Here is a 24,395-nt window from a genome sequence, read left to right as displayed (position 1 = left end):
TTTCCACCCTTGTATCTCGACTATCGCTCTGTGATGGGGCGATAGTTCCCGACTGATCATCGGGGGAGGGTCAGGAAGCCGTTTCCACCCTAAGGCCTCGAGCCAGCAACGTAGATAGTGCTCCTGCCCTCCACACTCACTCGAATAGCTCGAACGGTATCCAGAGCCCACCTCAGGTGAGAGCTCGCATTCACAAGGTCGTGCCGAGTGCAGTGATGATCCTTCTGGAGAGATTGAGGAGTTCGCATGTCCGGCATCGTTGGCATTGACATTGCCAAGCACAGTTTCGATATCGCCACCCAGCAGGCCAACGGCAAGTACCGCACCAAAGCCAAGCTGGCCAATAGCGCGGCGGGTTTTCAGGTACTGCAGGAGTGGCTGCTCAAATACAGCGAACCAGGGGCCTGGATCGTGATGGAGGCCACGGGGACCTACCACGAGGCGCTGGCCGAATACTTCCATGGCTTGGGCTACCGGGTTTGCGTGACCAATCCGGCGCAGATTGCCCTCTATGCCCGCAGCCAACTGCAACGGGTGAAGACGGACCAGGTCGATGCCAAGCTGATTGCCGACTATGGCGCCCGGCACGTGGACGAGTTGCGTGCCTGGCGGCCCGAACCGCCGGCCATCCGCCGCCTGCGGGCCCTGGTACGGCGCCTGCAGGACCTCCAGGAGATTGCCCAGATGGAGCGCAATCGCTTGGACGTCGCCGATGTCAGTGTGCAGGACTCGATTCGTTCGGTGCTGCAACACATCGAACAGCAGATCGCCGAAACCTTGAAGGCGATTCAGGCGCACATTGACGACGATCCCGATTTACGGGGTAAGCGCGACTTGCTGACCAGTATCGACGGCGTCGCGGACAAGACTGCGGCCCTGCTTCTGGCCGAGCTGGGAGACCCGCTGCAATTCAAGAATGCCCGGGCCATCACGGCGTTTGCCGGGCTGAATCCGCAGCTGCGGGAGTCCGGCACCCAAAAGGCCTACGCCTGCATTTCCCGGATGGGCTCCAGCCGACTCCGCGCGGGTCTCTACATGCCGGCCATCGTTGCGCTGACCCACAACCCGGCGATCAAAGCGCTGGGACAACGCCTGCGAAGTCGAGGCAAGGCCGGGAAGCAGATCGTCTGCGCCGCGATGCGCAAGCTGCTGCACATCGCTTATGGCGTCCTGAAATCGGGCCAGCCTTTCGATGCAAAACTGGCCCTTGCGCACTAGGTTCCAAGACGGTATCTACGACACGACCTGGCTGCTGCCGTGTTCCATCCGGGGCATGGCCTGCCCCACCCCGAGCCACACCGCCAGCGCGGGGAGGAGGAAGATCGCGCCCAGCACATTGACCAGGAACATGAAGGCCAGCAGCACGCCCATGTCGGCCTGGAACTTGAGCGCCGAGAAGGCCCAGGTGCCCACACCGATGGACATGGTCAGGGCGGTGAACACCGCCGCCGTGCCGCGCTGGCACATGGCCTGGTAGAAGGCCTCGCGCAGGTCCAGCCCCCGCGCCATCTCGTGCTGCATGCGCTCATAGAGGTAGACGCCGTAGTCCACCCCCACGCCGACCCCTAGGGCGATCACCGGCAAGGTGGCCACCTTCAGGCCGATGCCGAGCAGGGCCATGAGCGCGTTGCAGAGGATGGTCACCAGGATCAGCGGCACTATCACGCAGAGCACCCCGCGCCAGGAGCGGAAGGTCAGCCAGCACAGCAGGGTGATCGCGGCGAAGATCGAGGCGAGCATCTGCACCTCGGCCTGCTCCACCGCCTCATTGGTGGCGGCGGCGACGCCGGCGTTGCCGCCACCGAGGCGGAAGCGCACCTTGGCGCCATGGTCGCGGGCGATGAATCGCTCCACCTCACGGGTCACGTGACGCAAGGTCGAACCCTGGTGATCGTCCAGGTACACCAGCAGGTTGAGGACCCGGCAGCCCTCGGTGTTCAGGCCCAGTTCCGGGTTCGCCGCACCGCCGCCCGTGCGCAGGGCGGCCGCGCTGCGCTGCAGGGCCGCCCAGCGCGGGTTGGCCTCGTTGTTGGCCGCAACGTAGAGCTTCACCCCACCGGCCACTGTGCTGACCGACTGCACCCCGGCGACCCCGCGCATGTACAGGTCGAAGCGCTCGATGGCGTTCATCACCTCCCAGTCGAGGCAGGCCTCCTCCTGGGCGCTGGTTTCGACGAACACCGAGAGCACATCCATGCTGATCGCATAGCTGCCGACGATCGCCGCGTTGTCCTGGTTGTAGCGCGAGGCGGCATGCAGCTCCGGAGCGCCGGCCCCGACGTCGCCAGTCAGCAGGAAACGCGCCTGGTAGGTGCCCACGGCCAGCAACAGGCCCATGACGGCAACGCTGGCCAGTGCCGGGCCGGGCTCGGCGAGCACCGACAGGCGCCACCAGAGCCGATGGCGGCCGCCGGCCGGGCCAGCGGCGTCACGGCTGCCGGCCTCCAGCTGCAGGCGCGAGAGGATGATGGGCAGGAACATCTTGTTGGTGACGATCATCAGGGCGACGCCGAGGCAGGCGGTCAGCCCCAGTTCGTGCACGATTGGAATGTCGATCACCATGATCACCATGAAGCCCAGGGCATTGGCCAGCAGGGCGACCGTGCCGGGTACGGCGAGCTTGCGGAAGGCCGCCTCGGCCGCTTCCCGCGCGCCGGCGCCGGCCAGCACGTCCTGCTTCCAGGCGTTGGTCATCTGCACCGCGTGGGACACGCCGATGGAGAAGATCAGGAAGGGCACCAGCACCGACATCGGGTCGATGCCGTAACCCAGCAGCGGCAGCAGGCCGAGCAGCCAGATCACCGGCAGCAGGGCGACGCCGAGCGCCAGCAACGTCAGCTTCAGCGAGCGGCAATACAGCCACAGCAGGACCGCGGTGATGGCGAAGGCGATGGCGAAGAACAGGACCACCCCCAGCAGCCCGTCCATCACCTCGCCCATGACCTTGGCGAAGCCGACGATGCGGATGTCGATCTGATCGCTGGCGTAGGTGGCGCGAATCGACTCGAGCGTCTTCGCCACCGCCGCGTAGTCCAGCTTCCTGCCAGTTTGCGGGTCGGTCTCCAGCAGGTCCGCCTGGACCATGGCCGAGCGCAGATCGTTGGCCACCAGTTGGCCGATCTCCCCGGACTTGGCCACGTTGGAGCGGATCTGTGCCAGCCCGGCGCCATTCGCCTCGAAGCGCGACGGCACGACCACGTCGCCGGTGAAGCCCGACTCGGTCACCTCGATGTAGCGCACATTGGGGGTGAACAGGGAGCGCACGCGACTGCGGTTCACTCCGGGGGTGAAGAACACCTCGTCCGTGACCTTGCGCAGCACATCGAGGAAGTGGGCGTTGTAGAGGTCGCCCGGCCCTTTCCAGTGCACGCTGACCATGATGCGGTTGGCGCCGGAGAAGGTGGTGCCGTGGTCCTTGAAGGCCGCCATGTAAGGGTGCGAAAGCGGAATCAGCTTGTTGAAGCCGGGGTCGAGCCGGGTATCCAGGGCGGAAATGCCGAGACCTGCGGTCAGCAGCAGGAACAGGATGCCCAGGGGCAGGCGCCGGGCGATCAAGCCGCGGGCGAGGACGGCGACCAGGCGTTCGGTGCGGGTCGAAGGTGGAGACTGGGTCATCACGGGGTTCCCTGATGCGATGAGGTGATCGGCATGGTGGCGGGGGCATGGCGCTCTGTGCCGGGCCGTTCGAGCCTGCGCAGGCCGGCGTCGCTGGCCAGCAGCCAGGGCCCCGAAGGCGGTACCAGGATGTCCGTCAGGTTCTCCTGGCCGATTTCCCGCAGGACCTGGAAGGACAGGCCCCGGTCGTCGCTGGCCAGGACCACGCCGCCCTGCCCCGCGAGCAGCAGCCTGCCGTCCGGCAGCAGGGTGCCGGCATAGAGGGACGCCGTGCTGGGCAGGGCGACGGCGGACCAGCTGCGCCCGTCGTCGACGCTGCGGAACAGATGTCCGCGCATGCCGTAGGCGATCCAGGTGGCCCCGCCGAGGCTGACCGCGCCATACAGCGAGCCACTGTAGAACGGCTCCACCGGCTGCCAGTTCGCCCCACCATCCTGGGAGCGCAGCAGCGTCCCCGCCTCGCCCAGGATCAGCCAGCGCTGGCGATCCTTCGATGCGGCGATGCCGTTCAGGTGCCAGTCCGCCAGTCCCGGAATCGCCTCGCTCTGCCAGCTCCGGCCGCCATCGCGTGAGCGCAGCACACGGCCGAAGGCGCCCACGGCCAACCAGTCGCCCGATGGCAGGCGCGCCGCATCCAGCAGCGGTTCGCCGCCCTCGGCCTGGAACGCCGACTCCTTCCAGCTGCGCCCGCCATCGGCGGTACGCAGGATCCAGCCCTCATGACCCAGGGCGAGGCCGTTGGTGTCGTCGGCGAACACCAGGCGATTGATCAGCGCCTGGCGCGACGACGGCACGGCCGCGGCGGTCCAGGACCGCCCCTGGTCGCGGGAGATCAGGATATGGCCCAGTTCCCCGGCGATGACCCAGCCCATGCGGGTTACCTCTATCCCGTTGATCTGCATGCGCTCGGCGGGAATCTGCGTCGGCGGCAGCGCCGGCATCGATCTCGGGGCGAACGCCAGCACGCCGGCCAGCCCCACCAGGGCCGAAATCGCGAGCCCTACAAACACTTTCATGGTGCACTCCTTCATGGGCGATGGGCATCCGGTGCCCGGATGCCCATCGCCGTCGCGGTCAGAAGCTGTACTTGGCGCTGATCGCCAGGTAGTCGCGGTCGGCCAGCGGCCGCTTCTCCAGGTCCGGCTCACCCAGGAAGCCGTTGTAGGCCACGCCCAGCTCCAGGTTGTTGAGGTACTTGGCGTTGAGGCCGACGCTCATGCGCTTGTCCCCCTCACCCACCAGGCTGCCGAAGGCACCGGCCACGGCCGGCGCCCCACGGACCTGATGGGCAAAGGAAACCGGCATCGTCAGGTCCCAGCCGTCGACCACGTTGTTCCAGGAGGGCGTCATCATCAGCTGGTAGGCCCAGGAGTTGCGGTCCTGGGTGAGCTGGTCCGAGCGCTCGCCGGCGAACTCGAACGGATCGACATCGTTCACATGCAGGTAGCTGGCTTCACCGATGAAGGTGGTCTGGTCCGAGAGCGCCATCGGCCCCAGGAGGTAGATGGCGGACAGGTTCGCCTGGGTGGCATCGCCGCGCGTTGCCGAGGGGCCGATCAGCGAATCGACCAGGACCGGCACGCCATCCTTGTAGCTGACTTCACCGGCCACGTTGAAATCGCCCAGGCGCGTCGAGAAGCTGGCCCCGGTCAGCGCGATATCGTCGAAATACACCACGTTGTAGTCGGTCGGGAACGCGCCATCGAAGTTTGTCACCACGTTGGGGTTCTTGTCGTGGTAGCGCAGGTAGAAGAGGCTGAGCTCGGTTTCGCCGCCCAGCGAGAAGCGCGTGCTCACGCCCCATTGGCCGCTGTCGCTGGGCTGGTCGTCCGGGGATCGGGGAATGTTGAAGCCGGGCGCGGCGCGAATGAACTCCGCCCCCGGCCCGACGACGTCCGTGTAGGAGAAGTAGGTGCCGACAGGGTCCAGCTCGGTGCGCTTGTACTCGTACTGGTAGTACGCCGCCACGCCGAAATCCGGAGTCAGCTGCCACAGGCCCGAGAACTGACCGACCGGCAGCAGGATGTCCTTCACCTCGGTACCCGGCACGTTGGCCTTGGTGGCATCGGCGGGCGATTGGGCACCGGCGATGTTGGGGAAGAACAGGCTTTCCCCCCACTGCACCACCTGCCTTCCCGCACGCAGGTTGAGCATGGATTGCTCGGCGGTCTGGAAACTGCCGTAGACGTAGGCATCGAGGAAGCGGCTGCGGCTGCCCGCCAGGTTCTGCGCGTGGCTGGTGAAGTGGTCGTGGGCCCCGCTCTTGTTCACGGTGTCGGGTGAGTCGTTGTCGTTGGGGTGCTGGTAGACATCGTCGTAGAAACTGCTGGCGCGCACGAAGGCGCCATAGTTGCGGTACTTGATGTCCATCTCGCCCAGCAGGGACACGCGATTGTTGATCAGCGCACCCTGCTTGAAGTTGCGGTCGCCGTCATCGGAGTTGACCGTGGTCGGCAGACCGCTGGCCGGATCGATGGGGCCGTCCACCAGGTGGCGCGACGGATCGTTCAGCCGGTACGCGGCGCCATAGCTCAGGTTGAGCAGGTAATCCACGCCGATCTCCTCGCCGATGCTGAACTGGCCCGCCAACGCCGGCGCACCGAACGGCAGCAGCGACATCCCGACCACCAGCTTGCGCAAGGCCCCACCGCCAGCCGCCCTGTTTCCTCGTACCCGCTTGCCTGCAAAATGCTTCATCTACAGTCTCCTGTCCCGCGCGCCGGCCCTGCCTGGGCAGTGGCCGCAGGCGCGCAGCCGCACGCCATGGCGGCGGCCTTGCCGTCGCCATGGCTGTGTTCATGTGAAAGGGTTGTTGAAGAAAATCCGTGTCCGGGCGCCGCGCCCGGCACGCTTACTTGCCCGACTGGCGCAACAGGTCGGTGGTGAACATGAACGGCTTGAGCCGGTCGCCATTGACCCGCGGCGCGGGCAGTTCATTGGTCAGGCGGTCGGCCAGGTAGGCCCCGGACACCAGGTCGTGGTAGACGGTGACGCCGGCGTGGAACAGCTTCGCGCCATAGGCGTAGTAGGTGTTCATGAAATTGGTGCGCCACAGCTCGCCATGGGCGTCATAGTTGTCGGCCATGACGGCATTCCAGGTGTCCTCGTCCACGTACAGGACGCGCTTGGCGTACTGATGGCGGAAACCTGCCTTCAGGGTCGCCTCCAGCACCCAGACGCGGTGCGTCTCGTAGCGCATGTACTGCGGATCGATGCTGCCGGTCCTGAGGAGTCCGTCGTACTTGATCCCGGCAGCCTCCAGGCGATAGCCGTTGTACGGGATGAACATCTCGCGCTTGCCCACCAGCTTCCAGTCGTAGCGCTCAGGCGAGCCATTGAACAAGCGGTCGTCGTCGATGGTGCGGAACCCGCCCACCCCCAGCGGCATGTCGAAGCCGAAGCCGGGGGACTGGCGAACCCGCCGCGTGCCCGGGTTGTAGGTCCAGCTGGTCTGCGGGTTCTTCGCCTCGTTGAAGTAGGTGTAGGTCAGCATCACCTCGCCCTTCTGGCGTTCGGGCTTGAGGATGGTCACCCGCGAGTAGGCGAAGATGCCCTCGGTCGGCTTGCCGACGTTTTCGGCGTCGCTGGTCTGGTCGAGGATTTCGTAGCGCATGCGCCCCCAGGCGACATTACCGTCCGGGTAGACCACGGCCTGGTCGTACACCGCATCTTCCTGGTTGGCATAGGCCGGCAGCAGGATGTTGCGCAGCAGCTCGTCACCGCTCTTCGGAATGGGGAACGGCGTCCCGCCTTTCAGCGCACGCACGCCCATGTTGCCGTCCTCCAGTTCGGCGGTAAGGGCATTCTTGCGGCTCAGGTCGCAGCGGAAATCCTCGTAGCGGAAGTCGCGATGGCTGGGATAGACGGGGATGGACACGCTGTCCGGGTATTTCTTCAGCAGTGCCTTCTGCCCATCGGAAAGCTTGTCCGCGTACTGCGCCATGTTCTGCGCGGTGACGACGAACAGCGGCTTCTCGGCGGCATAGGGATCGGCGTGGCGCTTGCCGAGCCCGTCGAAGGCGACACCGGGCGGCGCACCCAGCCATTGCCCGCCGAACGCGGGTATGGAGCCATCGGCGTTACCCGCCTTCTCCGCGCCGACACAGGTGAGCTCGCGACCGAGCTTCTCGGCCTCGCGCTCGGTTGCCACGGCCCAGGCACCCTGGGCGACCATCAGCGTCGCCAGCAGCGGCAACGTCCTGCGCAAACTCATCTTCATCATGCTTCATGTCCTAGTGCGGAGGCCGGCCGCATCAAAGCGGGCGGCCTCGTGATCATCGACAGGCAGATGCGGCGCCCCTGGGCTCCAGGCGGCGCCGGCCGTCCTCAGGCGTAGCAATCGCGCTTGACCACCGTTTCGCTCTCGATCAGGCGACCACCGGTCTCCTTAGCGAAGGCTGCTACGTACGCCTCCGCGTCCAGGCAGACCTCGGGCGCCAGCAGCCCCTTGCCGGTGATGCCGTCAGCCAGCCAGGCCTCGATCACCAGGCGGGCGCAGGTCGGGGTCGGGTCGGCGGTGCTGTCTTCGGCCTGCTCGGTGGGCAGGTCCAGGTGGTGCTCCAGCACGCAGCGCACTTCAGCACCATTGCGCTCGCCCACCACCTCCACGCGGGAGGCGACGGCCCAGGGCTCGTCCGACAGGTCGACCGTCACGCTCTTGCGGCCGGACTCGCTGGACAGGTGATGGGTGAGGAACTTCAGCGGCGAAATGCCGAGGCCCTCGATCACCTCGGCATTGCCCAGCCCCAGGTCGATCAGGGAGCGCCAGACTTGCGAGCCGGCCTCGGGGAAGAAGGCGATGCGGTTGGTCACCTGCTCCAGCCCCTTGATGAAGTGCGGCAGGGTGACGGTTTCGCCATGGCCGATGAAGAACGACGGATAGGCCTTGAACGGCGCGGCATAGGGCACTTCGAGCCGGCCGCCCCAGCCCGGCATCTTGCGGTACTGGCCGTCGATGAACTGCACCACCTCGTCGGCGGTGATGTGCATCATGTGGTCGATGACCGCCGGCGACAGCAGGTCCGGCACGAAGGGCACGGCGGTGGCCAGGTGGATTTCGCGCACCTTGTCCAGCCGGTCGGCGAGCATCCTGGCCATCACGTTGGTCAGCCCCGGCGTCGAGCCGCAGCCGATGATCAACCGGATGCCCGCCTCCAGCGCGCGCTGGTGCCAGGTGGGGTCGAGGAACAGCGTCTCGGCCACATCGTGGTCGTCGTTGATGTCGATGTAGTCGACCCGCGCACGCAGCGCGGCCTCGATCACCGGAACGGCACTGCGGTAGAAGGGCCCGACCGCGTTGAAGACCAGGTCCACGCCGTCGAGCAGCGCGTCCAGCTTCGCCGGATCGCGGATATCGGCGCTGACGGCGCTCGCCCGCGGGCCGAGTTCGGCGGCCAGCTTCTCGGCGGCGCCGAGGTTGAGGTCGCCGATGAGGCACTCGACCTCGGGGTGACGGGGCAGCAACTCGCGCGCGACGTTCGCGCCGACATTACCGCAGCCCAGCAGCAAGACTTTCATTCTTCGTTCTCCACTTCTTGTTGTTGTGTGTTGGCGATTCATGACCGCCGGATCATGCCATCCCGGGCGGGACCTCCTTGCCCGATGGTCCCGGCCGGTGGTTCTGGCGTTACCAGCCGACGCGTCCGTCAGACGAGGTCGAGCCTGTCGGCCCACCTCGCCGCGGGAATCAGGACGCGGCGGATCTTGGTTTCGAAGAGGCCGGGAAAGCGCACGGCCTGTGGGGTTTCCAGCGGCAGCAGGAAGTCCTGGGGACGGTCGCTGGCCAGTGCCTGGGCGAGGTTGGCGCCCATCATCGGCCCCATGACATTGCCCCAGGAGCCGAAATTCATCAGCGCCAGCACCCCGTCGGCCACCCGGTACAGCTTCGGGTAGGCGGCCTCGTAGAGAGACGACGAATTGGCCGTCATGCCGGTCCAGTAGGACTCGGGCTCGATGCGGGCGTCGCGCAGCTGCGGGTAGGTGCGATGCAGGTAGCGCAGGAAGTAGGCGAAGTAATCCTCCGCGCGCTGCGCCCGGCCCGCCCCCGGAATGGTCGCGGTGATGAGCCGGTTGCGACCGTCGATGACCAGGGGATAGAGCCCGGCCGGATACTGCATAAGGGTGACGCGGCCCGGGTTGACGATGTCCAGCACCGCCTGGGGCAGCGGCCGCGTGGCCATGCCGCAGGCCACCAGCGGGAATTGGGTACGGGCCAGCTCCGGGAAGAAGCCGTTGCCGGCATGGCCGTTGGTGCAGATCACCACCTGCTGCGCACGCACGCTGCCGCCGGCCGCGCGGACGCGCCACTGCGAGCCGCTGCGTTCGCAGGCGACGACGGCGGAGTTGCCATGCACCCTGGCTCCCAGGCGGACGGCGGCGGCGATCATGCCGTTGGTGAACAGGTAGGGATTGACCCGCCCGCCTTCGCGCCAGTGGATGCCGTGGCTGTACGCGCCGGTGCCCAGCAGTTCCTTGAGCTGTTCCCGGCCGACCAGGTCCACCTCATAGCCGAAGGCCTTCCAGCGCTTCACCTTGTCCTCCAGCGCGGCATGCCGGCGGCACGCCGCATCCACCATCCCGGACTTCACCGCATCGGCCTCCAGCCCGTACTTGCGACACAGCTCGAAGACGATGTCGCGGTGCTGGATGAAGTGGTCGACAAAGCGCCGGCCCTGATCGGCATGGGCACGCAAAGGCGCGAAGGAGCCCAGGTAGGGCTGCACATGCCCGGCGTTGCGGCCGGAAGCGCCGCTCCCGGGCTGGTCCGCCTCCAGCACCACGGCACGCACTCCGCATTCGGCCAGGTGCAGGGCCAGGGAAGCCCCCACCAGCCCGGCACCGACTACGACCACATCGGCTTCGATGTCCTGGTCCAGTGCCGGGTAGGCGGGGTTTTGCCATGAAGCAGGCCAGCCGCTGAAGCGAATGGGCACCACACCCGACTCATAGGCGTCCGCAACCGGAAAGACTGGAACCTGTCCCGCCACCGCACGCCGCAATTCTCTCCAGCTCACTGCCGTCTCCTCGAATTCACTCCAGACCCACCACTTCGGACTGATCGAGGCGAACGGATTCGACCCGCCAATGCCTGCCACAGCGGGACCGATCCTATTGAGACGGCGAAGCGATGCTCCAGTACCAACTGGTACTGCTGGCGAAGATCGCCCGCTGGTTAGACTCCCGGGCCCGGCGTACCGGCCGGTCAGCATTCGAGGGGGACGATATGGCGCGTGTTCAGGATGTGGCGGTGGGGCTGGAGATCAACGCGGCGGCACCCCACAACGGTCGGCCACCAGCCGTTGCGTCCTTGCCCGACCAGCGCCAGGGCTGGCTCCTGGTCTTAGGACTGGCGGTGGTGCTGTGCATCCTCTTCGGCACCACGCTGAATACCCTGGGCCTGTTCACCCTGCCAATCACCACGGCCCTGCACTGCTCCAACGAGCAGGCCGCCCACCTCGCCACCGCGTTCATCTTCAGCATGACCCTGGCAATGCCTGTGGCGGGCTGGCTGCTCGACCGCATCGCACCACGCCCGGTGATGACCGCGGGCGCCGTAATGGCTGCCGTGGGCTACCTCCTCGCCGCCGAGAGCCCCGATATCGACCGGCTCACCCTCGCCATGGCCCTGAGCGGCGCAGGCGTCGGCGCCTCGACCTATGTCCCGGCCATCACCCTGGCCACGCGCTGGATCGCGCCCAGCCGGCAGGGCCTGGCCTTCGGCCTGCTGCTCGCCGGTGCCGCCCTCGGCGCGGTGATCTTTCCCGTACTGCTCACCCAGGGAATCGCCGCCTTCGGCTGGCGTAGCGCCATGCAGGCCATTGCCGGCCTGATCCTGCTGGCCTGCGTGCCCCTGCTTCTGTGGCTGGCGCGCATGCCAGAAGCCGGCTCGGCCGCGCATCACGCCCCGGCGGACCCGCTGCCCGGCCAGGACATCGGCCAGGCTTTGCGCACGCCCGGTTACTGGTGGTGGATCGCCATGCAGATGCTGCTCACCCTGAGCAGCCTCGGCGTGTTCATCGCGCTGGTGCCGTGCCTCGTGTCCGCCGGCTATTCCGCGCAACAGGCGGCCGCCTGCTACGCCGCCGTCGGCGCCGCGACCCTGGTGGGCAACTTCCTGTTCGGCGCCCTGAGCAACCGCTGGGGCGCAAGGAACATCCTGCTGGTCGGTACCACCCTGGGCACCGCCGGCATCCTCTGCCTGCTGGCAGCGAGCGACCCGGTGATGGGTCTGGCAGCGGTCGTGTTCTTCTGCCTGACCTGGGGCACCAGCTTCAACCTGGTCAACCAGCTCGCGCCCCTGCTCCTGGTGGAAGCGATGGGACCGCGCAGCTTCGGCAGCCTGCTCGGCATCGGCAACCTGATCGCCGGCCTCGGCTCCGCATTCAGCCCGCAAGGCGTCGGCCATCTGGTCGATACCACCCACAGCTACAGCCTCCCGCTGCTGCTGTGCGCCGCCCTGGCAGCCGCAGCCTTGTTGCCGATCGCCTTGCAACACCGGCGTTCCTGACCTGACGGCGCTGGCGAATCAACGCAGCAGGGCGGAACTCTTGCAGAGGATCCGCACCAGATCGGTCTGGCCCTTGATGCCCAGCTTGGCGTAGATGTTCTTCGAGTAATTGCGCGCGGCGCTCACCGCAATGCCCATCTGCCCGGCCGCCTCGCTGATGGTGCGGCCGGACGCCAGCAACCCGGCGAGCCTGGCTTCCTGGCGGGTCAGGTCGAGCAACTGGGCGATCAGGTCCGCCGGGGAAGCGTTCAGCACCCGTGGCGCCGCAGGACCTTCGGTGAGTTCCGCGAGGTGCAGGATGACGCTCGGCACGTAGCGGCCCTGATAGAACTCCAGCAGCGGCGCGGGCGTGACCAGCATGCCCAGGAGCATGCCGCCCAGGGCGTGCAGGCGCACCAGCTCGCCACGCCGGGGCCCGTCCTGCCGGGTCCTGGCCGCCAGGGCATGGGCGATGGCCCGGTCCAGGGCACGCTGGCCGGCGCGGTCCTGCAGCTGCAGCCGTCCATGGGCGAGTTCAAGGCCCTGATGCTTGTCGATGATGGCCCTGGCCGCCTGGTTCAGGCGCATCACCTGCCCATTGCCATCGAGTAGCAGGCAGCCCAGGACCAGGTGGTCGAGGCTGCCCTCGTAGATCGACTTTTCCGCCTCCTGGCGCTTGATCCGGGCATAGAGGCCGAGGGCACGGGTGAGGTGCGGCAGCAGCCCGCTGACCAGCTCCAGCTCTTCGGCCGAGAAAGGCTGTTCCGGCATCTTCCGGCCGCGAATCACATCGACCCAGCAACGCATCCCGCCGGGCTCGGCGAAGCAGGTCCTGAGGCAGCTGGCGACATTCAGGGAGACCATGAAGGCCGCGCATTCCGGCTCCACGTCCGCAGGGCCGAAGATGATGAGATCGCCCGGCATCACCGATTCGGGGTCGACCAGCTCGATATGGGTGAAGCGCTCGCGGTGGACCTGTTCCGCGAGCAGCCAGTCGGTTTCGTTGTTCTCTTCGACGGCCATCACCTGGACATCGGACGGCAGGTCGTCGGAATGATGCAGGGTGACCGTGACATTGCGCGCGGCCAGCACCTGGCGGAGGCGTTCGGCCAGGCCGAACCAGGGCGTTGCCTCGTTCAGGCCCTCGTAGACCAGCCCGATCAGCTCGGGCAGCGCAGAGAGGGGTTGCGCGACTTCCGCGCAACCCCGGGCGAGCCTCAGGACTGCGGCAGACTCAGCTGCCATACACCTTCTGCGCCGGCACCGCCTCGGCCAGCAGTTGCTCGACCACGCCGCCCAGTTCCGCGGGGACGAAGCGCGCGCCCTTGTCGAACTCCGGGCCACGGCGCCAGCCATCGGCAATGGAGAGCTTGCCGCCTTCCACCTCGAACATGCGCCCGGTGACGCCCTGGGAGGCTTCGGAGCCGAGCCATACCACCAGCGGTGCGACGTTTTCCGGGGCGAAATGGTCGAAGCCCTCTTCCGGCTTCTTCATCACGTCGGCGAACACCTGCTCGGTCATGCCGGTGCGTGCGGCCGGGGCCAGGGCGTTGGCGGTTATGCCGTAGCGCGCCAGCTCGGCGGCCTGCACCAGGGTCAGGGAGGCGATACCGCCTTTGGCGGCGGCGTAGTTGGACTGGCCGATGGAGCCCTGCAGGCCGGCGCCGGAGCTGGTGTTGATGATCCGCGCCTTGACTGCCACGCCGCCCTTGGCCTGTTCGCGCCAGTGCTTCACCGCATGGCTGGCCAGGCAGAAATGACCTTTGAGGTGCACGGCCATCACCGCGTCCCAGTCGGCTTCGGTAAGGCTGGCGAACATGCGGTCGCGGCAGATGCCGGCATTGTTCACCAGCACATGCAGGTCGCCGAGGGTTTCGACGGCCTGGCGCACGATCTCGCCGGCGGCGGCGTAGCTGGTGATGTCGCCATTGTTGGCAAGCGCCTCGCCGCCCTGGGCGCGGATTTCGGCCACCACGGCCTCGGCGGCAGGCAGGTTGATGTCGTTGACCAGCACTTTCGCGCCTTCGGCGGCGAAGGCCAGGGCATAGGCCCGGCCCAGCCCGCCGCCGGCGCCGGTGATGATGACTACGCGGTCTTTGCAGATTGGCATGGGGGTTCTCCAGTGAGTCTGAGAGGGGTGGCCGCCCTCTCCCCCGGCCCCTCTCCCTGAAGGGAGAGGGTTGGGGAGAGGGCAACGGAATCAAAGGCGCTCGATAATGGTCACGTTCGCCTGCCCGCCGCCTTCGCACATGGTCTGCAGGCCGTAGCGGCCGCCACTGCGTTCCAGCTCGTGCAGCAGGGTGCACATCAGTCGGGTGCCGGTGGCGCCCAGGGGGTGGCCGAGGGCGATGGCGCCGCCGTTGACGTTGGTCTTCTCGTGCGGGTAGCCGGTTTCCTTGAGCCAGGCCATGGCCACCGAGGCGAAGGCTTCGTTGATCTCCACCCGGTCGATGTCTTCCAGCTTCATGCCGGCGCGCTTGAGGGCGTATTCGGTGGCCGGGATGGGCGCGGTGAGCATCCACACGGGATCGTCGGCGCGCACGCTGATGTGCTGGATGCGCGCGCGCGGCGTCAGGTTGTAGCGCTTCAGCGCCGCCTCGGAGACCACCAGCATCGCACTGGCGCCGTCGCAGGTCTGGCTGGAGACGGCGGCGGTAACGCGGTCGCAGCCGAACAGGGTTTCCAGCTCGGCCATCTTTTCCAGGCTGGTCTGGCGCGGGGTTTCGTCGTGCTGCACACCGGCCAGCGGGACTATCTCGCGGGCGAATCGGCCCTGCTCGATGGCGTGCAGGGCGCGGCGGTGGGATTCCAGGGCATAGGCTTCCAGCGCCTCGCGGGTCAGCCCCCACTTCTCGGCGATCATCTGCGCCGAGCGGAACTGGGTCGGCGGCACCTTGCCGTAGCGTTTCACCCAGCCTTCGGAACCGGAGAAGGGATCGGTAAAGCCCAGCGGCTCGGCGGCGGTCATGGCCGAGGAGATGGGAATCTGCGTCATGGTCTGCACGCCGCCGGCGACCACCACGTCCTGGGTGCCGCTCATCACCGCCTGGGCGGCGAAGTGCACGGCCTGCTGCGACGAGCCGCACTGGCGGTCGATGGTGGTGCCGGGCACGGCCTGGTCGAGGCCGGCGGCCAGCCAGCAGGTGCGGGCGATGTCGCCGGCCAGCGGGCCGATGGTGTCGACGCAGCCGAAGATCACGTCGTCGTAGTCGGCGTCGGGAATACCATTGCGCGCCACCAATTCACGCAGCACATGGGCGCCGAGGTCGGCGGCGTGGATCTGGCTCAGGCCGCCCTTGCGCCGGCCGGTGGGGGTGCGCAGGGCGTCGACTATGTAGGCTTCGGGCATGGGGTGGTCTCGGTGTAAGGGTGAAGTCGGTAGGCCCTCTCCCCAGCCCTCTCCCTGAAGGGAGAGGGGGCGGTCCGTGCACGGAATGGCCGGCGCGAGTCACCCCTCTCCTCTTCAGGGAGAGGGGCCGGGGGAGAGGGATGTCGGATCAGAAGGTATTGCCCGCCCCCGGCTTTACGGCACCGGAGAACAGCGCCTGGGAAATGCGCGCCTTGTGCCAGCCACGATCGCCCCAGACCTTGTCCAGGGCCCAGGCGCGTTTCATGAAGAGCTGCAGGTCGACTTCCCAGGTGTAGCCCATGGCGCCGTGGGTCTGGATAGCGTTCTTCGCCGCCAGCAGTGCGGCCTCGGCGCAGGCCAGGCGGGAGTGGGAAACCTGGGCGCCCTGCTCCGGCAATCCGTGGGCGACGGCATGGGCGGCGCGGTACAGCGGGCCCTTGGCGAACTCGATCTGCACCGCGACGTTGGCCATCAGGTGCTTGACCGCCTGGAAGGAACCCACCGGCTTGCCAAACTGCTTGCGCTCGAAGCTGTAGTCCACGGCAAGGTCGACCATGCGCTTGGCCAGGCCGAGCAGTTGGGCGGCAGTGCCCAGGGCGCCCCGGTTCATGGCGGCAGCCCAGAGCGCGCGGCCCTGCTCGCCGGAAGCCACGCAGGTGGCGGCGCTGGGCGTCCAGTCGACCCGGAACAGCTGACGGCTCGGGTCCACCGATTCGTTGCGGACGACGCGCGTCTGCTCGCGCGGTACGGCATGCACTTCATCGCCATGGGGCAGCAGCACGAGGTCGGCTACATGGGCATCGGCAACCAGCGGGTTGCCGGGTTGGCCCACGGCCAGACGGGCCTTGCCCTCGGCTATGCGGGTCAGCCATTCGCCCTGCAGATCAAGTTGCTCGCTGCCCAGGGCAGTGAGCAGCGGGACACCGACCAGTACGGTGTCGACCAGGGGTTCGGTCAGCCCCGCATAGCCGCATTCCTGGGCCAGCAGGATGAAGTCGAGCTCGTTCATGTCCAGACCGCCAAAGCCTTCCGGCACGGTGATGGCGGTGAGGCCCAGTTCGGCGAGTTCGGCCCAGAGCTTGTCGCAGCGGCCGCTATCGGTTTGCCAGAGGTCACGAATGCGCTCGGGCGTCACCTCGTTGGTGAGGAAGGCCCGCACATTGTCCTGGAACAGCAGTTGGTCGTCGCTGAAGGTGAAGTCCATGGCGCCCCCGTTATGCGCGCGGCATGCCGAGCATGCGCTCGGCGATGATGTTGCGTTGGATCTCGTTGGTGCCGGCGTAGATCGGCCCGGCCTGGGCGAAGAGGAAACCGTCCAGCCAATGGCCCACCTCTCCGGCATCCGGCGCTTCCGGCAGCAGTTCGCCGCGCAGGCCGAGGATCGACAGCGCCGTCTCGTGCATGCGCTGGTCCAGCTCGGACCAGAAGATCTTGTTGGTAGAGGATTCCGGTCCGATCTTGCCGCCCTTCACCAGCCGCGAGGCGGTCATGTAGGTGTTCAGGGTGTAGGCCTCGGCGTCCAGCCAGGCGCGCATCACCGCCTCGCCTATGGCCGGATCCAGGTCGGCCTGCTCACGGTTGGCCAGATAGAGCTGCACCAGGCGCCGCGCGGTTTCCTGGAAGCGCGCCGGCGAGCGCAGCATCAGCCCGCGCTCGAAGCCGGCGGTGGACATCGCCACATGCCAGCCCATGCCCTCCCCGCCCAGCACGTTCTCCACCGGCACCTCGACGTCGTCGAAGAAGATCTCGGCGAAACCCGGCAGGCCGTTGAGCTGCGGGATCGGCCGTACGGTGACGCCCGGGCTGTTCAGCGGCAGGAGGATGAAAGTGAGGCCATGATGGCGGCTCGAATTCGGGTCGCTGCGGAACAGGCCGAACAGCCAGTCGGCCCACACGGCGCGGGTCGACCAGGTCTTCTGGCCATTGATCACGTAACGGTCGCCACGGCGCTCGGCGCGGCAGCGGATGGCCGCCATGTCCGACCCGGCGTTCGGCTCGGACCAGCCCTGGGCCCAGATCTCCTCGCCTGTGGCCATCTTCGGCAGGAAGCGCGCCTGCTGCTCGGCGGTACCGAACTCCATCAGGGTCGGGCCGAGCAGGAAGATCCCGTTCTGGTTCACCCGTGCCGGCGCACCGGCGCGGTAGTACTCCTCCTCGAAGATCAGCCACTCGATCAGGTCGCAACCGCGGCCACCGAGCGCTTTCGGCCAGGTGACCATGCCCCAGCGGCCCTCGTTGAGTTTCGTCTCCCAGGCGCGGTGCTGGGCGAAGCCTTCCTCGCAGTCGAAGGATTTCAGCGGCTCGGCCGGCACATTGGCCGTCAGCCAGGCTCGGATTTCCGCGCGGAAGGCCTGCTGTGCCGGTGTATAGGTCAGTTCCATAGGTTCTCAGCCCTTGAAGGTGGCGGCGCGCTTGTCGACGAAGGCATCGCGGGCTTCCTGGGAATCCAGCGAGCGGTATGCCTGCAGGGTGAAGCCCTGCTCCCAGCGGTATTTGTCTTCGAGGTTGCCGTCCTCGATACCGGTGAGCGCCTCCTTGGCCAGGGCGATCATGGCCGGGCTCTTGGCGGCGATGGTGCGGGCGATCGAGAGGGCCGCTTCACGCAGCTCAGCACGCGGTACCACGCGCTCCACGGCGCCCAGGCGGTGGGCTTCGAAGGCGTCGATCATCTCGCCGGTGAAATACATGTGGCGCACCTTCTGCACCGGGAACAGGCGCTGCAGGTGAGCACCTCCGCCCATGGCGCCGCGGTCCACCTCGGGCACGCCGAAGCGCGCGCAGTCGGAGGCGACCAGGATGTCCGCCGCACCGCAGAGGCCGATGCCGCCGCCGAGGACGAAGCCATGCACGGCGATGATCACCGGCTTGGGATTGCGGTGCACCGCCTTGAAGCTGTCGTAGTTGCCCTTGTTCACCGCGACTATCAGGTTGCCGTCGGCGGCCAGTTCCTTGATGTCCACCCCGGCGCAGAAGCCGCGGCCCTCGGCGCGGATGACGATGACATGCACCTCGGGCGACTCGCCCAGGCGCGTCAGTTCGGCGGCGATGGCTGCCCAACCCTTGCTGTCGAAGGCGTTGACCGGCGGATGGTCGAAGACCATCTCGGCAATGCCGTTGTCGATGCTGACTTGAAATGGATTGCTCATCCGACTTTCCCCTCGATTATTCGATGCTTAGCCCGCGCGGCGGCACAGCTCGGCGAGACGCTGCTCGGCCTGCTGCACGATGGATTCGATGAGTTCGGCGCAGCCCGGCAGGCTGTCGATGCTGGCGGCGACCTGGCCGGCGGGCAGCACGCCCTCGGCCGGGAGGCCCTCGACCATGGCCTTCTGGATCACCATGGGCGCGTTGGCGGCCATCAGCGTCTGGGCGGCGGTCAGGCCGTCGCTGCCGCCCATCTTCAGCGCGCTGCCAAGCAGCTGGGCGATGCTGGCGCCGCTGTGACGCCGGTAGGCCAGGGCGCTGCGCAGGGCCAGCAACAGACGCCTGAGGCCGCCGGAGCGCTCGAGGCTGTCCAGCAGTTCGTTGCGGATCATCCGTTGCGGCAGGCCGTCGATGGCGCGGCTGATGATGATGGCCGCCGGATCGCGCACCTTCAGATAGCGCTCCAGGGTAGCCGGCGGCACGGGGCTGTCGGCACTCATCAGAAAGCGCGTGCCCATGGCGATACCTTCGGCACCGAGGGCCAGGGCCGAGACCAGGCCACGCCCATCCTTGAAGCCACCGGCGGCGATCACCGGCACCTCCACCGCGTCCACCACCTGGCCGAGGAGGATGGCAGTGGGCACCGAACCGGTGTGGCCACCACCCTCCCCGCCCTGCACGGTGACTGCGTCGGCGCCCATCTCCACGGCTTTCACCGCGTGCTTGAGGGCGCCTACGGTGGGGATGCAGACCACGCCGGCATCCTTCAGGCGGGCGATCATCGCCTTGCCCGGCGAGCGGCTGTAGCTGACCGCACGCACCTTGTGCTTGACCACCAGCTCGACGATCTCGCCGGCATTGGCCTGGTACATGTGGAAGTTCACGCCGAAGGGCTGGTCGGTCAGCGCCTTGGTCTGGAGGATGGCCTCCTCCATGCGTTGCGGCTCGATGGTGGCGCCGGCGAGGAAGCCGAAGCCGCCGGCATTGCCGGTGGCGGCGACCAGTTTCGGATCGGCCACCCAGCCCATGGCGGTCTGGATGATCGGGTAGCGGCAGCCGAGCAGCCGGGTCAGGCGGGTTTCCAGGGACGTCGCCATCATGCCTCCGCCGGCTTGCGTTGCGATTCGGCCATGCCGCGCGCGTCGTAGCCACCCAGCTTGTCGCCGCTGACCAGTTCGTTGTGCGCATGGGCGAAGTGGTGCAGGCCGAACACCATGTCCATGGTGGCGCGCTTGCCCATCAGGTCCTCGGCGTTGTTCACCGCCTGCTTGGTCAGCTGCAGGCCCAGGCGCGGCATCTGCGCGATGCGCCGGGCCACGTCCAGGGTTACGTCCTCCAGCACGTCGCGCGGCACCACCTTGTTGACCATGCCCATCTGATAAGCGCGCTCGGCGCCCATGCGTTCGCCGAGGAAGAGGAATTCCTTGGCGATGCGCGGGTTCAGCTCATGGACATGGGCGAAGTACTCGACGCCGGGAATGCCCATGCGCACCACGGGGTCGGAGAAGAAGGCGTCGTCCGAGGCGATGATCAGGTCGCAGATCCAGGCCAGCATCAGGCCGCCGGCGATGCAGGCGCCCTGCACCATGGCGATGGTCGGCTTGGGCATGTCGCGCCAGCGCCGGCACATGCCGAGGTAGACCTCCTGCTCGCGGGCATAGAGGAATTCGCCGCCCGGCTTGTTCACGTGGTCGTACCAGAGGCTGGCGCGATCGAAGCTCTGGTTGACGTCGCGGCCCGGGGTGCCGATGTCGTGGCCGGCGGAGAAGTGCTTGCCGGCGCCGCGCAGCACGATGACCTTGACGCTGTCGTCATCGCAGGCCTGGCGGAATGCGGCGTCCAGGGCGTAGGTCATGCGCGAATTCTGCGCGTTGTGGTACTCGGGGCGATGCATGGTGACCAGGGCCAGCGGGCCCTGCACCTCGTACTGCACCACTTGCTCTTCGGCTGCTTCGTGATTCATCTGCGCGGCTCCGCCTCAGTGGGTCATGGCTCGGGCGCGCACGCCCGGCGGGTTGTCCTTGAGCTGGCTGGCACGCATGTTGTGCGGGTCCAGTTGCTGGATGAGGATCAGCTGTTCGAGGGTGGGCGCGGCGGTGGTGGGGATATCCTCCGGCACGTGCAGCGGGAAACCGGTGGCGTCCTGCACGTCGTCCAGCGTCACGCCGGGGTGCAGGGAGCGGATGCGCATCTGCCGGTCCGGGCCCTGGAAGTCGAGCACGCAGAGGTCGGTGACGATCAGGCGGATGTCGATCTCGTCCAGGGACCAGCCACGGGCCAGGCGCGCCGGGTTGTAGCCGACCGAGGCCACCACATCCACCTCGCCGTCGACGAAGACCCGCTTGTTGTGGCTGGCCACCAGGAAGGAGTTGGCATGGCTGATGGAGTTGCCGGGGAAGCCGCGTACGCCGAGCATCTGCGACTTCGGCTTGGCGTGGTCGCCGATGCAGGAGATGTTGGCCTGGCCGAAGCGGTCGATCTGTACCGGGCCCACCAGGGCGTGGCGACGGCCGCTCCAGACGTTATCGAAGATGCGCGAGAAGCCCATCCAGCTGTCGAACTTGGGCTGGTAGCCGCCGCGCGGCCCCACCGGAACCGGCTCGGCGACCATGAAGGCCTCGGAGTCGGTCATCATCAGTTCGGCATTGCTGTTGAGCATGGCCAGGGAGGCGGCCAGGCGCTGCAGTACGCCGATGCCGGTGGCGAGCACTTCGCCGTCGCCGACGAAGGCCTCAGAGGCGGCGCAGATCATCAATTCGGCGAGGCTGTAGGGTTGTTTGGTGGCAGTCATCTCAGCGTCCTCAGAAAACCGGGAGCGGCAGTTTGCGAATGGCGTCCAGGCCACCGACGCGGGCCAGGTACTCCGCCTCGCCGCAGGTCACATAGCGCTCCATGTAGGCTTGCCAGCCGTCCGGCTCGCCGGCCGAGGCGTTGTAGGCCTTGAAGTGGGCGGTATCGAAGCCGTAGAGCGGCGCGCAGGAAGAGGGGTGGGCACCGCCCGGCAGGTGCACCACCGCCGTGGTGCGGTTGCGCTCCCAGAACACCTTGCGAGCGTTCTCGGGGTCGGCATGGAAGAAATCGCTCGGCACCAGCTCGTCGCAGCTGACATAGGCCTTCTCCGCGGCGCGGACGAAAAGGTCATCCATGTAGTGGTCGGGCCCGGCGATCTGGCACACGCCACGAGCATCGGCGCGGTCGACGTGGATCAGCGCCGCGTCCAGCTTGAGGGCCGGCATGGCGACCCAGTCGCGGTTGTCGTCGTAGGGTGAGCTGATCAGTTTCAGCTCCGGGTTCAGGCGCAGCACATCGGTGCCCAGGCCGACGGCCGTGGGGATGAAAGGCACGCGCATGGCGGCAGCCCGCAGGCCGAGCAGCATCAAGCCCTCGTCGATTTCCATCACCTCCACCGCACCCTCCTGGCGGGCCTTGCGGAAGTAGGGTTCCAGCGGAATGAAATCCAGCGAGACGAAGGCGTACACCAGCTTCCTGACTTTACCGGCGGCGCAGAGCATGCCGATATCGGCGCCGCCATAGGCGACCACCGTGAGGTCCTTGAGGTCCGAGCGGAGGATCTCGCGTACCAGGGCCATGGGCTTGCGCCGCGGGCCCCAGCCGCCGATACCGATGGTCATGCCATCGCTCAGCTGGCCGACCACGTCGGTGGCGTTCATGCGTTTGTCCATGGGTTGTGCTCCTTAACGGCGACCAACACTGAAGTCATGGCCCCAGTGGCTGACCACGGTGCTCTCGAAGGGGGTATGGCGCTCCCAGTCCATCAGCTTGCCGCCACAGCCGTACTCCATGTCGAAGCCGCCGGGGGTCTGCATGTAGAAGGAGGTCATCTCGTCGTTGGTGTGGCGGCCGAGGGTGGCGGAGAGCTTCACGCCGCTGGCGTGCATGCGGTCCAGGGCACGGCCGACATCGTCGAGCTCGCGCACTTCCACCATCAGGTGCACGCAGCCGGAGGGGATCGGGCACTCGAACAGCGCCAGGGAATGGTGGCGGCCGTTGTTGCAGTGGAGGAAATGGATGCGTTTCTCCGGCTCGGCCGGATCCGGGGTGAAGCGCACCTTCATCAGGTCCGACAGGCCGAAACCCATCACCTGCTCGTAGAAGGCCAGGCAGCGATCGAAGCTGGGCGCCGGGATCACCGCGTGGCCCATGCCCAGGTCGCTGGTGACGAAGCCGGAGACGCCAGCCGGGGAAACGAAGGGGGCAAAGTCCTGCCGCGGGCCCCAGAACAGTTCGTGGCGATTGCCATCCGGGTCGGCGAAGTGCGCCAGTTCCTGCACCTTGCGCCCGGCGGCGTCGAGGGTGCTGCCGCGCTGGACCTCGACATCGGCGGCTTCAAGCTCGGCGATGGCCTGCTCGAAGGCGGCCTTGCCCGCCACTTCCCAACCGCAGGCGCCGTAGCCGTCACGGTCGGCCCGCTCCACCAGGATGCGGTAGGGGCGTTCGTCCATCTTCAGGTAGAGCCGCTCATCCGACTCGACACCCACCATCATGCCGAGCACCCCGGTGGCGTAGTCGTGCCAGCCCTTCAGGTCTGTCGCGGCTACGGTGACGTAGCCCAGGCCACGGATATCCATGCGGTTCTCCTCATTGTCGTTATCGCCGCGCATACCTGGCGCGGGCTCTATGAGGAGGGATTAAATCGACGGGCCCGGTGGCGGGCATCGTCCGTTGAGACTAACGCGAAAGTGCCTGTGGTGAGGGCTTTGACGCTGGCGGGAGGGGGAGTTCAAGGAGAAGGTCACAGCGAATTTCGCGGTGGCCTTGAATCCGCTTCAGCGAATTAATTCAAAAGCCGGACCCGATCGCATGAATATTTATTGGAGTATGTTTCCAGACTGTTTCCCTGAAACAAGACAGAAACATATCACTTACACGCACTTACAAACCACAATACAGTCCGTTACATGCTCTTTAAATGGGCATAACCATTGGAATAATGCATGCCAATCAGCCAGTTACGAACTATCAGTTCGTCTTGAAGTCAGCCATTCATCAGACACTTGAAGATAGTGCTGGAAGTGTTTTTCCACTTCCTTATTATCCGGCATCGGGGGTTATTCGGGGGGTTACGAGGAAGACACATGAAATCCGCAATTACCACCACTGCCTTGTCCAGCCTGCTGTTTTCTTTTGTCGCGCTGACTTCATTGCAGGCATCCAGTGCATCCCTTCCATCGGCAAGCCAGCAGCCGACTCTGATGCTGGCGGAAGGAGGCGGTGATCGCCTCATCCAGTATCGGGAGTGGCAAGCGCAACGCGAGCAGACAACCGATGACGAAAGCGAGCGTTTCGCCCAGTTGGTCGAGGAGAAACCGACCGCCGCCGGCGCACAGGTCGCCAGGGAAGAAAGGGAGTCCAACGCCAGGCCGGCAACCGGGTATCAATCAAGGGTCCACCACCTGAAATAGGACTTTGATCTGACCTTGTCCGTCCCTCCATACCTGGCTCACCGCCGAACTTGTAGGAGCGAGCTTGCTCGCGAACAGTCCGAGCACGACCTTTCGCGAGCAAGCTCGCTCCTACAGAAACTCCGCTGCCAATCGGAGCATTTCGATCGTCACAGGCAGAGCCCGTGACTCATGACCACGCCCCCAGGACGTGGTTTTCCGGAGTCAAATGAATTCGCTCCCCAGGAAAATTTCTCTCCATAGAAGGAAGAAGATGGCGGTACCGCGCTCCGCCCGGGCACCGAAAACGGGCAGAAAGTGCGGAAAATCCCATGCCATTCATAGGCTTGCACATGCCCGTCGGTCCTGATTCCTGCCATTTGTCAGGCTTCTCCCCAGG

Annotated in this window: 20 protein-coding genes; 3 read left to right on the top strand and 17 right to left on the bottom strand. The window is 66.6% G+C overall.

What is annotated here, in order from left to right; genetic code table 11:
- The first annotated feature begins 246 nt into the window (after positions 1-246).
- A complete protein-coding gene (locus tag E8F11_RS25665; RefSeq protein ID WP_280287409.1) occupies positions 247-1,218 on the top strand; it encodes an IS110 family transposase in 972 nt (323 codons plus the stop codon).
- 15 nt (positions 1,219-1,233) lie between these two features.
- Here the strand turns inward: E8F11_RS25665 and E8F11_RS25660 are convergent, their stop codons facing one another.
- The 6 genes from E8F11_RS25660 to E8F11_RS25635 all read right to left on the bottom strand — a co-directional run bounded on the left by E8F11_RS25660 (position 1,234) and on the right by E8F11_RS25635 (position 10,628).
- Positions 1,234-3,615 carry an MMPL family transporter gene (locus E8F11_RS25660; protein ID WP_280291737.1) on the bottom strand — a complete coding sequence of 794 codons (2,382 nt, stop codon included), beginning with the start codon at positions 3,613-3,615 and terminating at the stop codon, positions 1,234-1,236.
- Entirely contained in the window at positions 3,615-4,631 is a 1,017-nt protein-coding gene (locus E8F11_RS25655; RefSeq protein WP_280291736.1) for a YCF48-related protein, read from the bottom strand. The genes E8F11_RS25660 and E8F11_RS25655 overlap by 1 nt, the downstream gene beginning before the upstream one ends.
- 58 nt (positions 4,632-4,689) lie before the next feature.
- Entirely contained in the window at positions 4,690-6,312 is a 1,623-nt protein-coding gene (locus tag E8F11_RS25650) for a DUF1302 domain-containing protein (protein ID WP_280291735.1), read from the bottom strand.
- Between the two features lie 154 nt (positions 6,313-6,466).
- Positions 6,467-7,837, bottom strand: coding sequence for a DUF1329 domain-containing protein (locus E8F11_RS25645; RefSeq protein WP_280291734.1), 1,371 nt, complete (start codon positions 7,835-7,837; stop codon positions 6,467-6,469).
- A gap of 104 nt (positions 7,838-7,941) precedes the next feature.
- Positions 7,942-9,132, bottom strand: coding sequence for a saccharopine dehydrogenase NADP-binding domain-containing protein (locus tag E8F11_RS25640; protein WP_280291733.1), 1,191 nt, complete (start codon positions 9,130-9,132; stop codon positions 7,942-7,944).
- A gap of 128 nt (positions 9,133-9,260) precedes the next feature.
- The gene (locus E8F11_RS25635; RefSeq protein WP_280291732.1) at positions 9,261-10,628 is read right to left on the bottom strand and encodes an FAD-dependent oxidoreductase; all 1,368 of its coding nucleotides are present in this window, start codon (positions 10,626-10,628) and stop codon (positions 9,261-9,263) included.
- A 209-nt stretch (positions 10,629-10,837) separates the two neighbouring features.
- On the opposite strand from E8F11_RS25635, the gene E8F11_RS25630 reads away from it, so the two are divergent.
- A complete protein-coding gene (locus tag E8F11_RS25630; protein WP_280291731.1) occupies positions 10,838-12,121 on the top strand; it encodes an MFS transporter in 1,284 nt (427 codons plus the stop codon).
- Between the two features lie 18 nt (positions 12,122-12,139).
- Here E8F11_RS25630 and E8F11_RS25625 read toward each other — a convergent pair whose 3' ends face one another.
- From E8F11_RS25625 to E8F11_RS25575, 11 genes are all read right to left on the bottom strand, one after another.
- Complete coding sequence (locus tag E8F11_RS25625; protein WP_280291730.1) at positions 12,140-13,345, bottom strand: helix-turn-helix transcriptional regulator; 1,206 nt, start codon at positions 13,343-13,345, stop codon at positions 12,140-12,142.
- Positions 13,335-14,210, bottom strand: coding sequence for an SDR family oxidoreductase (locus tag E8F11_RS25620; RefSeq protein ID WP_280291729.1), 876 nt, complete (start codon positions 14,208-14,210; stop codon positions 13,335-13,337). Before E8F11_RS25620 ends, E8F11_RS25625 begins: the two co-directional genes overlap by 11 nt.
- 90 nt (positions 14,211-14,300) lie before the next feature.
- Entirely contained in the window at positions 14,301-15,449 is a 1,149-nt protein-coding gene (locus tag E8F11_RS25615) for an acetyl-CoA C-acetyltransferase (RefSeq protein ID WP_280291728.1), read from the bottom strand.
- 148 nt (positions 15,450-15,597) lie between these two features.
- Positions 15,598-16,653: an acyl-CoA dehydrogenase family protein gene (locus tag E8F11_RS25610; RefSeq protein WP_280291727.1), complete on the bottom strand. Its 1,056-nt coding sequence runs from the start codon at positions 16,651-16,653 to the stop codon at positions 15,598-15,600.
- Between the two features lie 10 nt (positions 16,654-16,663).
- Positions 16,664-17,830: an acyl-CoA dehydrogenase family protein gene (locus E8F11_RS25605; protein WP_280291726.1), complete on the bottom strand. Its 1,167-nt coding sequence runs from the start codon at positions 17,828-17,830 to the stop codon at positions 16,664-16,666.
- A 6-nt stretch (positions 17,831-17,836) separates the two neighbouring features.
- Positions 17,837-18,595 carry an enoyl-CoA hydratase family protein gene (locus tag E8F11_RS25600; RefSeq protein ID WP_280291725.1) on the bottom strand — a complete coding sequence of 253 codons (759 nt, stop codon included), beginning with the start codon at positions 18,593-18,595 and terminating at the stop codon, positions 17,837-17,839.
- Positions 18,596-18,622: 27 nt separating this feature from the next.
- Positions 18,623-19,690 carry a nitronate monooxygenase gene (locus E8F11_RS25595; RefSeq protein WP_280291724.1) on the bottom strand — a complete coding sequence of 356 codons (1,068 nt, stop codon included), beginning with the start codon at positions 19,688-19,690 and terminating at the stop codon, positions 18,623-18,625.
- Positions 19,690-20,556: an enoyl-CoA hydratase gene (locus E8F11_RS25590; protein WP_280291723.1), complete on the bottom strand. Its 867-nt coding sequence runs from the start codon at positions 20,554-20,556 to the stop codon at positions 19,690-19,692. Before E8F11_RS25590 ends, E8F11_RS25595 begins: the two co-directional genes overlap by 1 nt.
- 15 nt (positions 20,557-20,571) lie before the next feature.
- Positions 20,572-21,384: a ketoacid CoA transferase gene (locus tag E8F11_RS25585; RefSeq protein ID WP_280291722.1), complete on the bottom strand. Its 813-nt coding sequence runs from the start codon at positions 21,382-21,384 to the stop codon at positions 20,572-20,574.
- Between the two features lie 10 nt (positions 21,385-21,394).
- Positions 21,395-22,276 carry a CoA-transferase gene (locus E8F11_RS25580; protein ID WP_280291721.1) on the bottom strand — a complete coding sequence of 294 codons (882 nt, stop codon included), beginning with the start codon at positions 22,274-22,276 and terminating at the stop codon, positions 21,395-21,397.
- A gap of 12 nt (positions 22,277-22,288) precedes the next feature.
- The gene (locus E8F11_RS25575; RefSeq protein WP_280291720.1) at positions 22,289-23,182 is read right to left on the bottom strand and encodes a VOC family protein; all 894 of its coding nucleotides are present in this window, start codon (positions 23,180-23,182) and stop codon (positions 22,289-22,291) included.
- 507 nt (positions 23,183-23,689) lie between these two features.
- On the opposite strand from E8F11_RS25575, the gene E8F11_RS25570 reads away from it, so the two are divergent.
- Positions 23,690-24,016 carry a hypothetical protein gene (locus E8F11_RS25570; RefSeq protein ID WP_280291719.1) on the top strand — a complete coding sequence of 109 codons (327 nt, stop codon included), beginning with the start codon at positions 23,690-23,692 and terminating at the stop codon, positions 24,014-24,016.
- Positions 24,017-24,395: the final 379 nt, after the last annotated feature.

Origin of the sequence: Pseudomonas sp. BN417 (genome assembly GCF_029871205.1) — a bacterium.
Taxonomy (GTDB): Bacteria; Pseudomonadota; Gammaproteobacteria; order Pseudomonadales; family Pseudomonadaceae; genus Metapseudomonas.
The sequence above is the reverse complement of the archived record's forward strand: the minus strand, read 5'-3'. Positions and strand labels throughout refer to the sequence as shown.

Bases quoted from the DNA above. Each gene is read 5' to 3' on its own strand.
- E8F11_RS25665 (WP_280287409.1), top strand. From the start codon at position 247: ATGTCCGGCATCGTTGGCATTGACATTGCCAAGCACAGTTTCGATATC.
- E8F11_RS25660 (WP_280291737.1), bottom strand. From the start codon at position 3,615: ATGACCCAGTCTCCACCTTCGACCCGCACCGAACGCCTGGTCGCCGTC.
- E8F11_RS25655 (WP_280291736.1), bottom strand. From the start codon at position 4,631: ATGAAAGTGTTTGTAGGGCTCGCGATTTCGGCCCTGGTGGGGCTGGCC.
- E8F11_RS25650 (WP_280291735.1), bottom strand. From the start codon at position 6,312: ATGAAGCATTTTGCAGGCAAGCGGGTACGAGGAAACAGGGCGGCTGGC.
- E8F11_RS25645 (WP_280291734.1), bottom strand. From the start codon at position 7,837: ATGATGAAGATGAGTTTGCGCAGGACGTTGCCGCTGCTGGCGACGCTG.
- E8F11_RS25640 (WP_280291733.1), bottom strand. From the start codon at position 9,132: ATGAAAGTCTTGCTGCTGGGCTGCGGTAATGTCGGCGCGAACGTCGCG.
- E8F11_RS25630 (WP_280291731.1), top strand. From the start codon at position 10,838: ATGGCGCGTGTTCAGGATGTGGCGGTGGGGCTGGAGATCAACGCGGCG.
- E8F11_RS25625 (WP_280291730.1), bottom strand. From the start codon at position 13,345: ATGGCAGCTGAGTCTGCCGCAGTCCTGAGGCTCGCCCGGGGTTGCGCG.
- E8F11_RS25620 (WP_280291729.1), bottom strand. From the start codon at position 14,210: ATGCCAATCTGCAAAGACCGCGTAGTCATCATCACCGGCGCCGGCGGC.
- E8F11_RS25615 (WP_280291728.1), bottom strand. From the start codon at position 15,449: ATGCCCGAAGCCTACATAGTCGACGCCCTGCGCACCCCCACCGGCCGG.
- E8F11_RS25610 (WP_280291727.1), bottom strand. From the start codon at position 16,653: ATGGACTTCACCTTCAGCGACGACCAACTGCTGTTCCAGGACAATGTG.
- E8F11_RS25605 (WP_280291726.1), bottom strand. From the start codon at position 17,830: ATGGAACTGACCTATACACCGGCACAGCAGGCCTTCCGCGCGGAAATC.
- E8F11_RS25600 (WP_280291725.1), bottom strand. From the start codon at position 18,595: ATGAGCAATCCATTTCAAGTCAGCATCGACAACGGCATTGCCGAGATG.
- E8F11_RS25595 (WP_280291724.1), bottom strand. From the start codon at position 19,690: ATGGCGACGTCCCTGGAAACCCGCCTGACCCGGCTGCTCGGCTGCCGC.
- E8F11_RS25590 (WP_280291723.1), bottom strand. From the start codon at position 20,556: ATGAATCACGAAGCAGCCGAAGAGCAAGTGGTGCAGTACGAGGTGCAG.
- E8F11_RS25585 (WP_280291722.1), bottom strand. From the start codon at position 21,384: ATGACTGCCACCAAACAACCCTACAGCCTCGCCGAATTGATGATCTGC.
- E8F11_RS25580 (WP_280291721.1), bottom strand. From the start codon at position 22,276: ATGGACAAACGCATGAACGCCACCGACGTGGTCGGCCAGCTGAGCGAT.
- E8F11_RS25575 (WP_280291720.1), bottom strand. From the start codon at position 23,182: ATGGATATCCGTGGCCTGGGCTACGTCACCGTAGCCGCGACAGACCTG.
- E8F11_RS25570 (WP_280291719.1), top strand. From the start codon at position 23,690: ATGAAATCCGCAATTACCACCACTGCCTTGTCCAGCCTGCTGTTTTCT.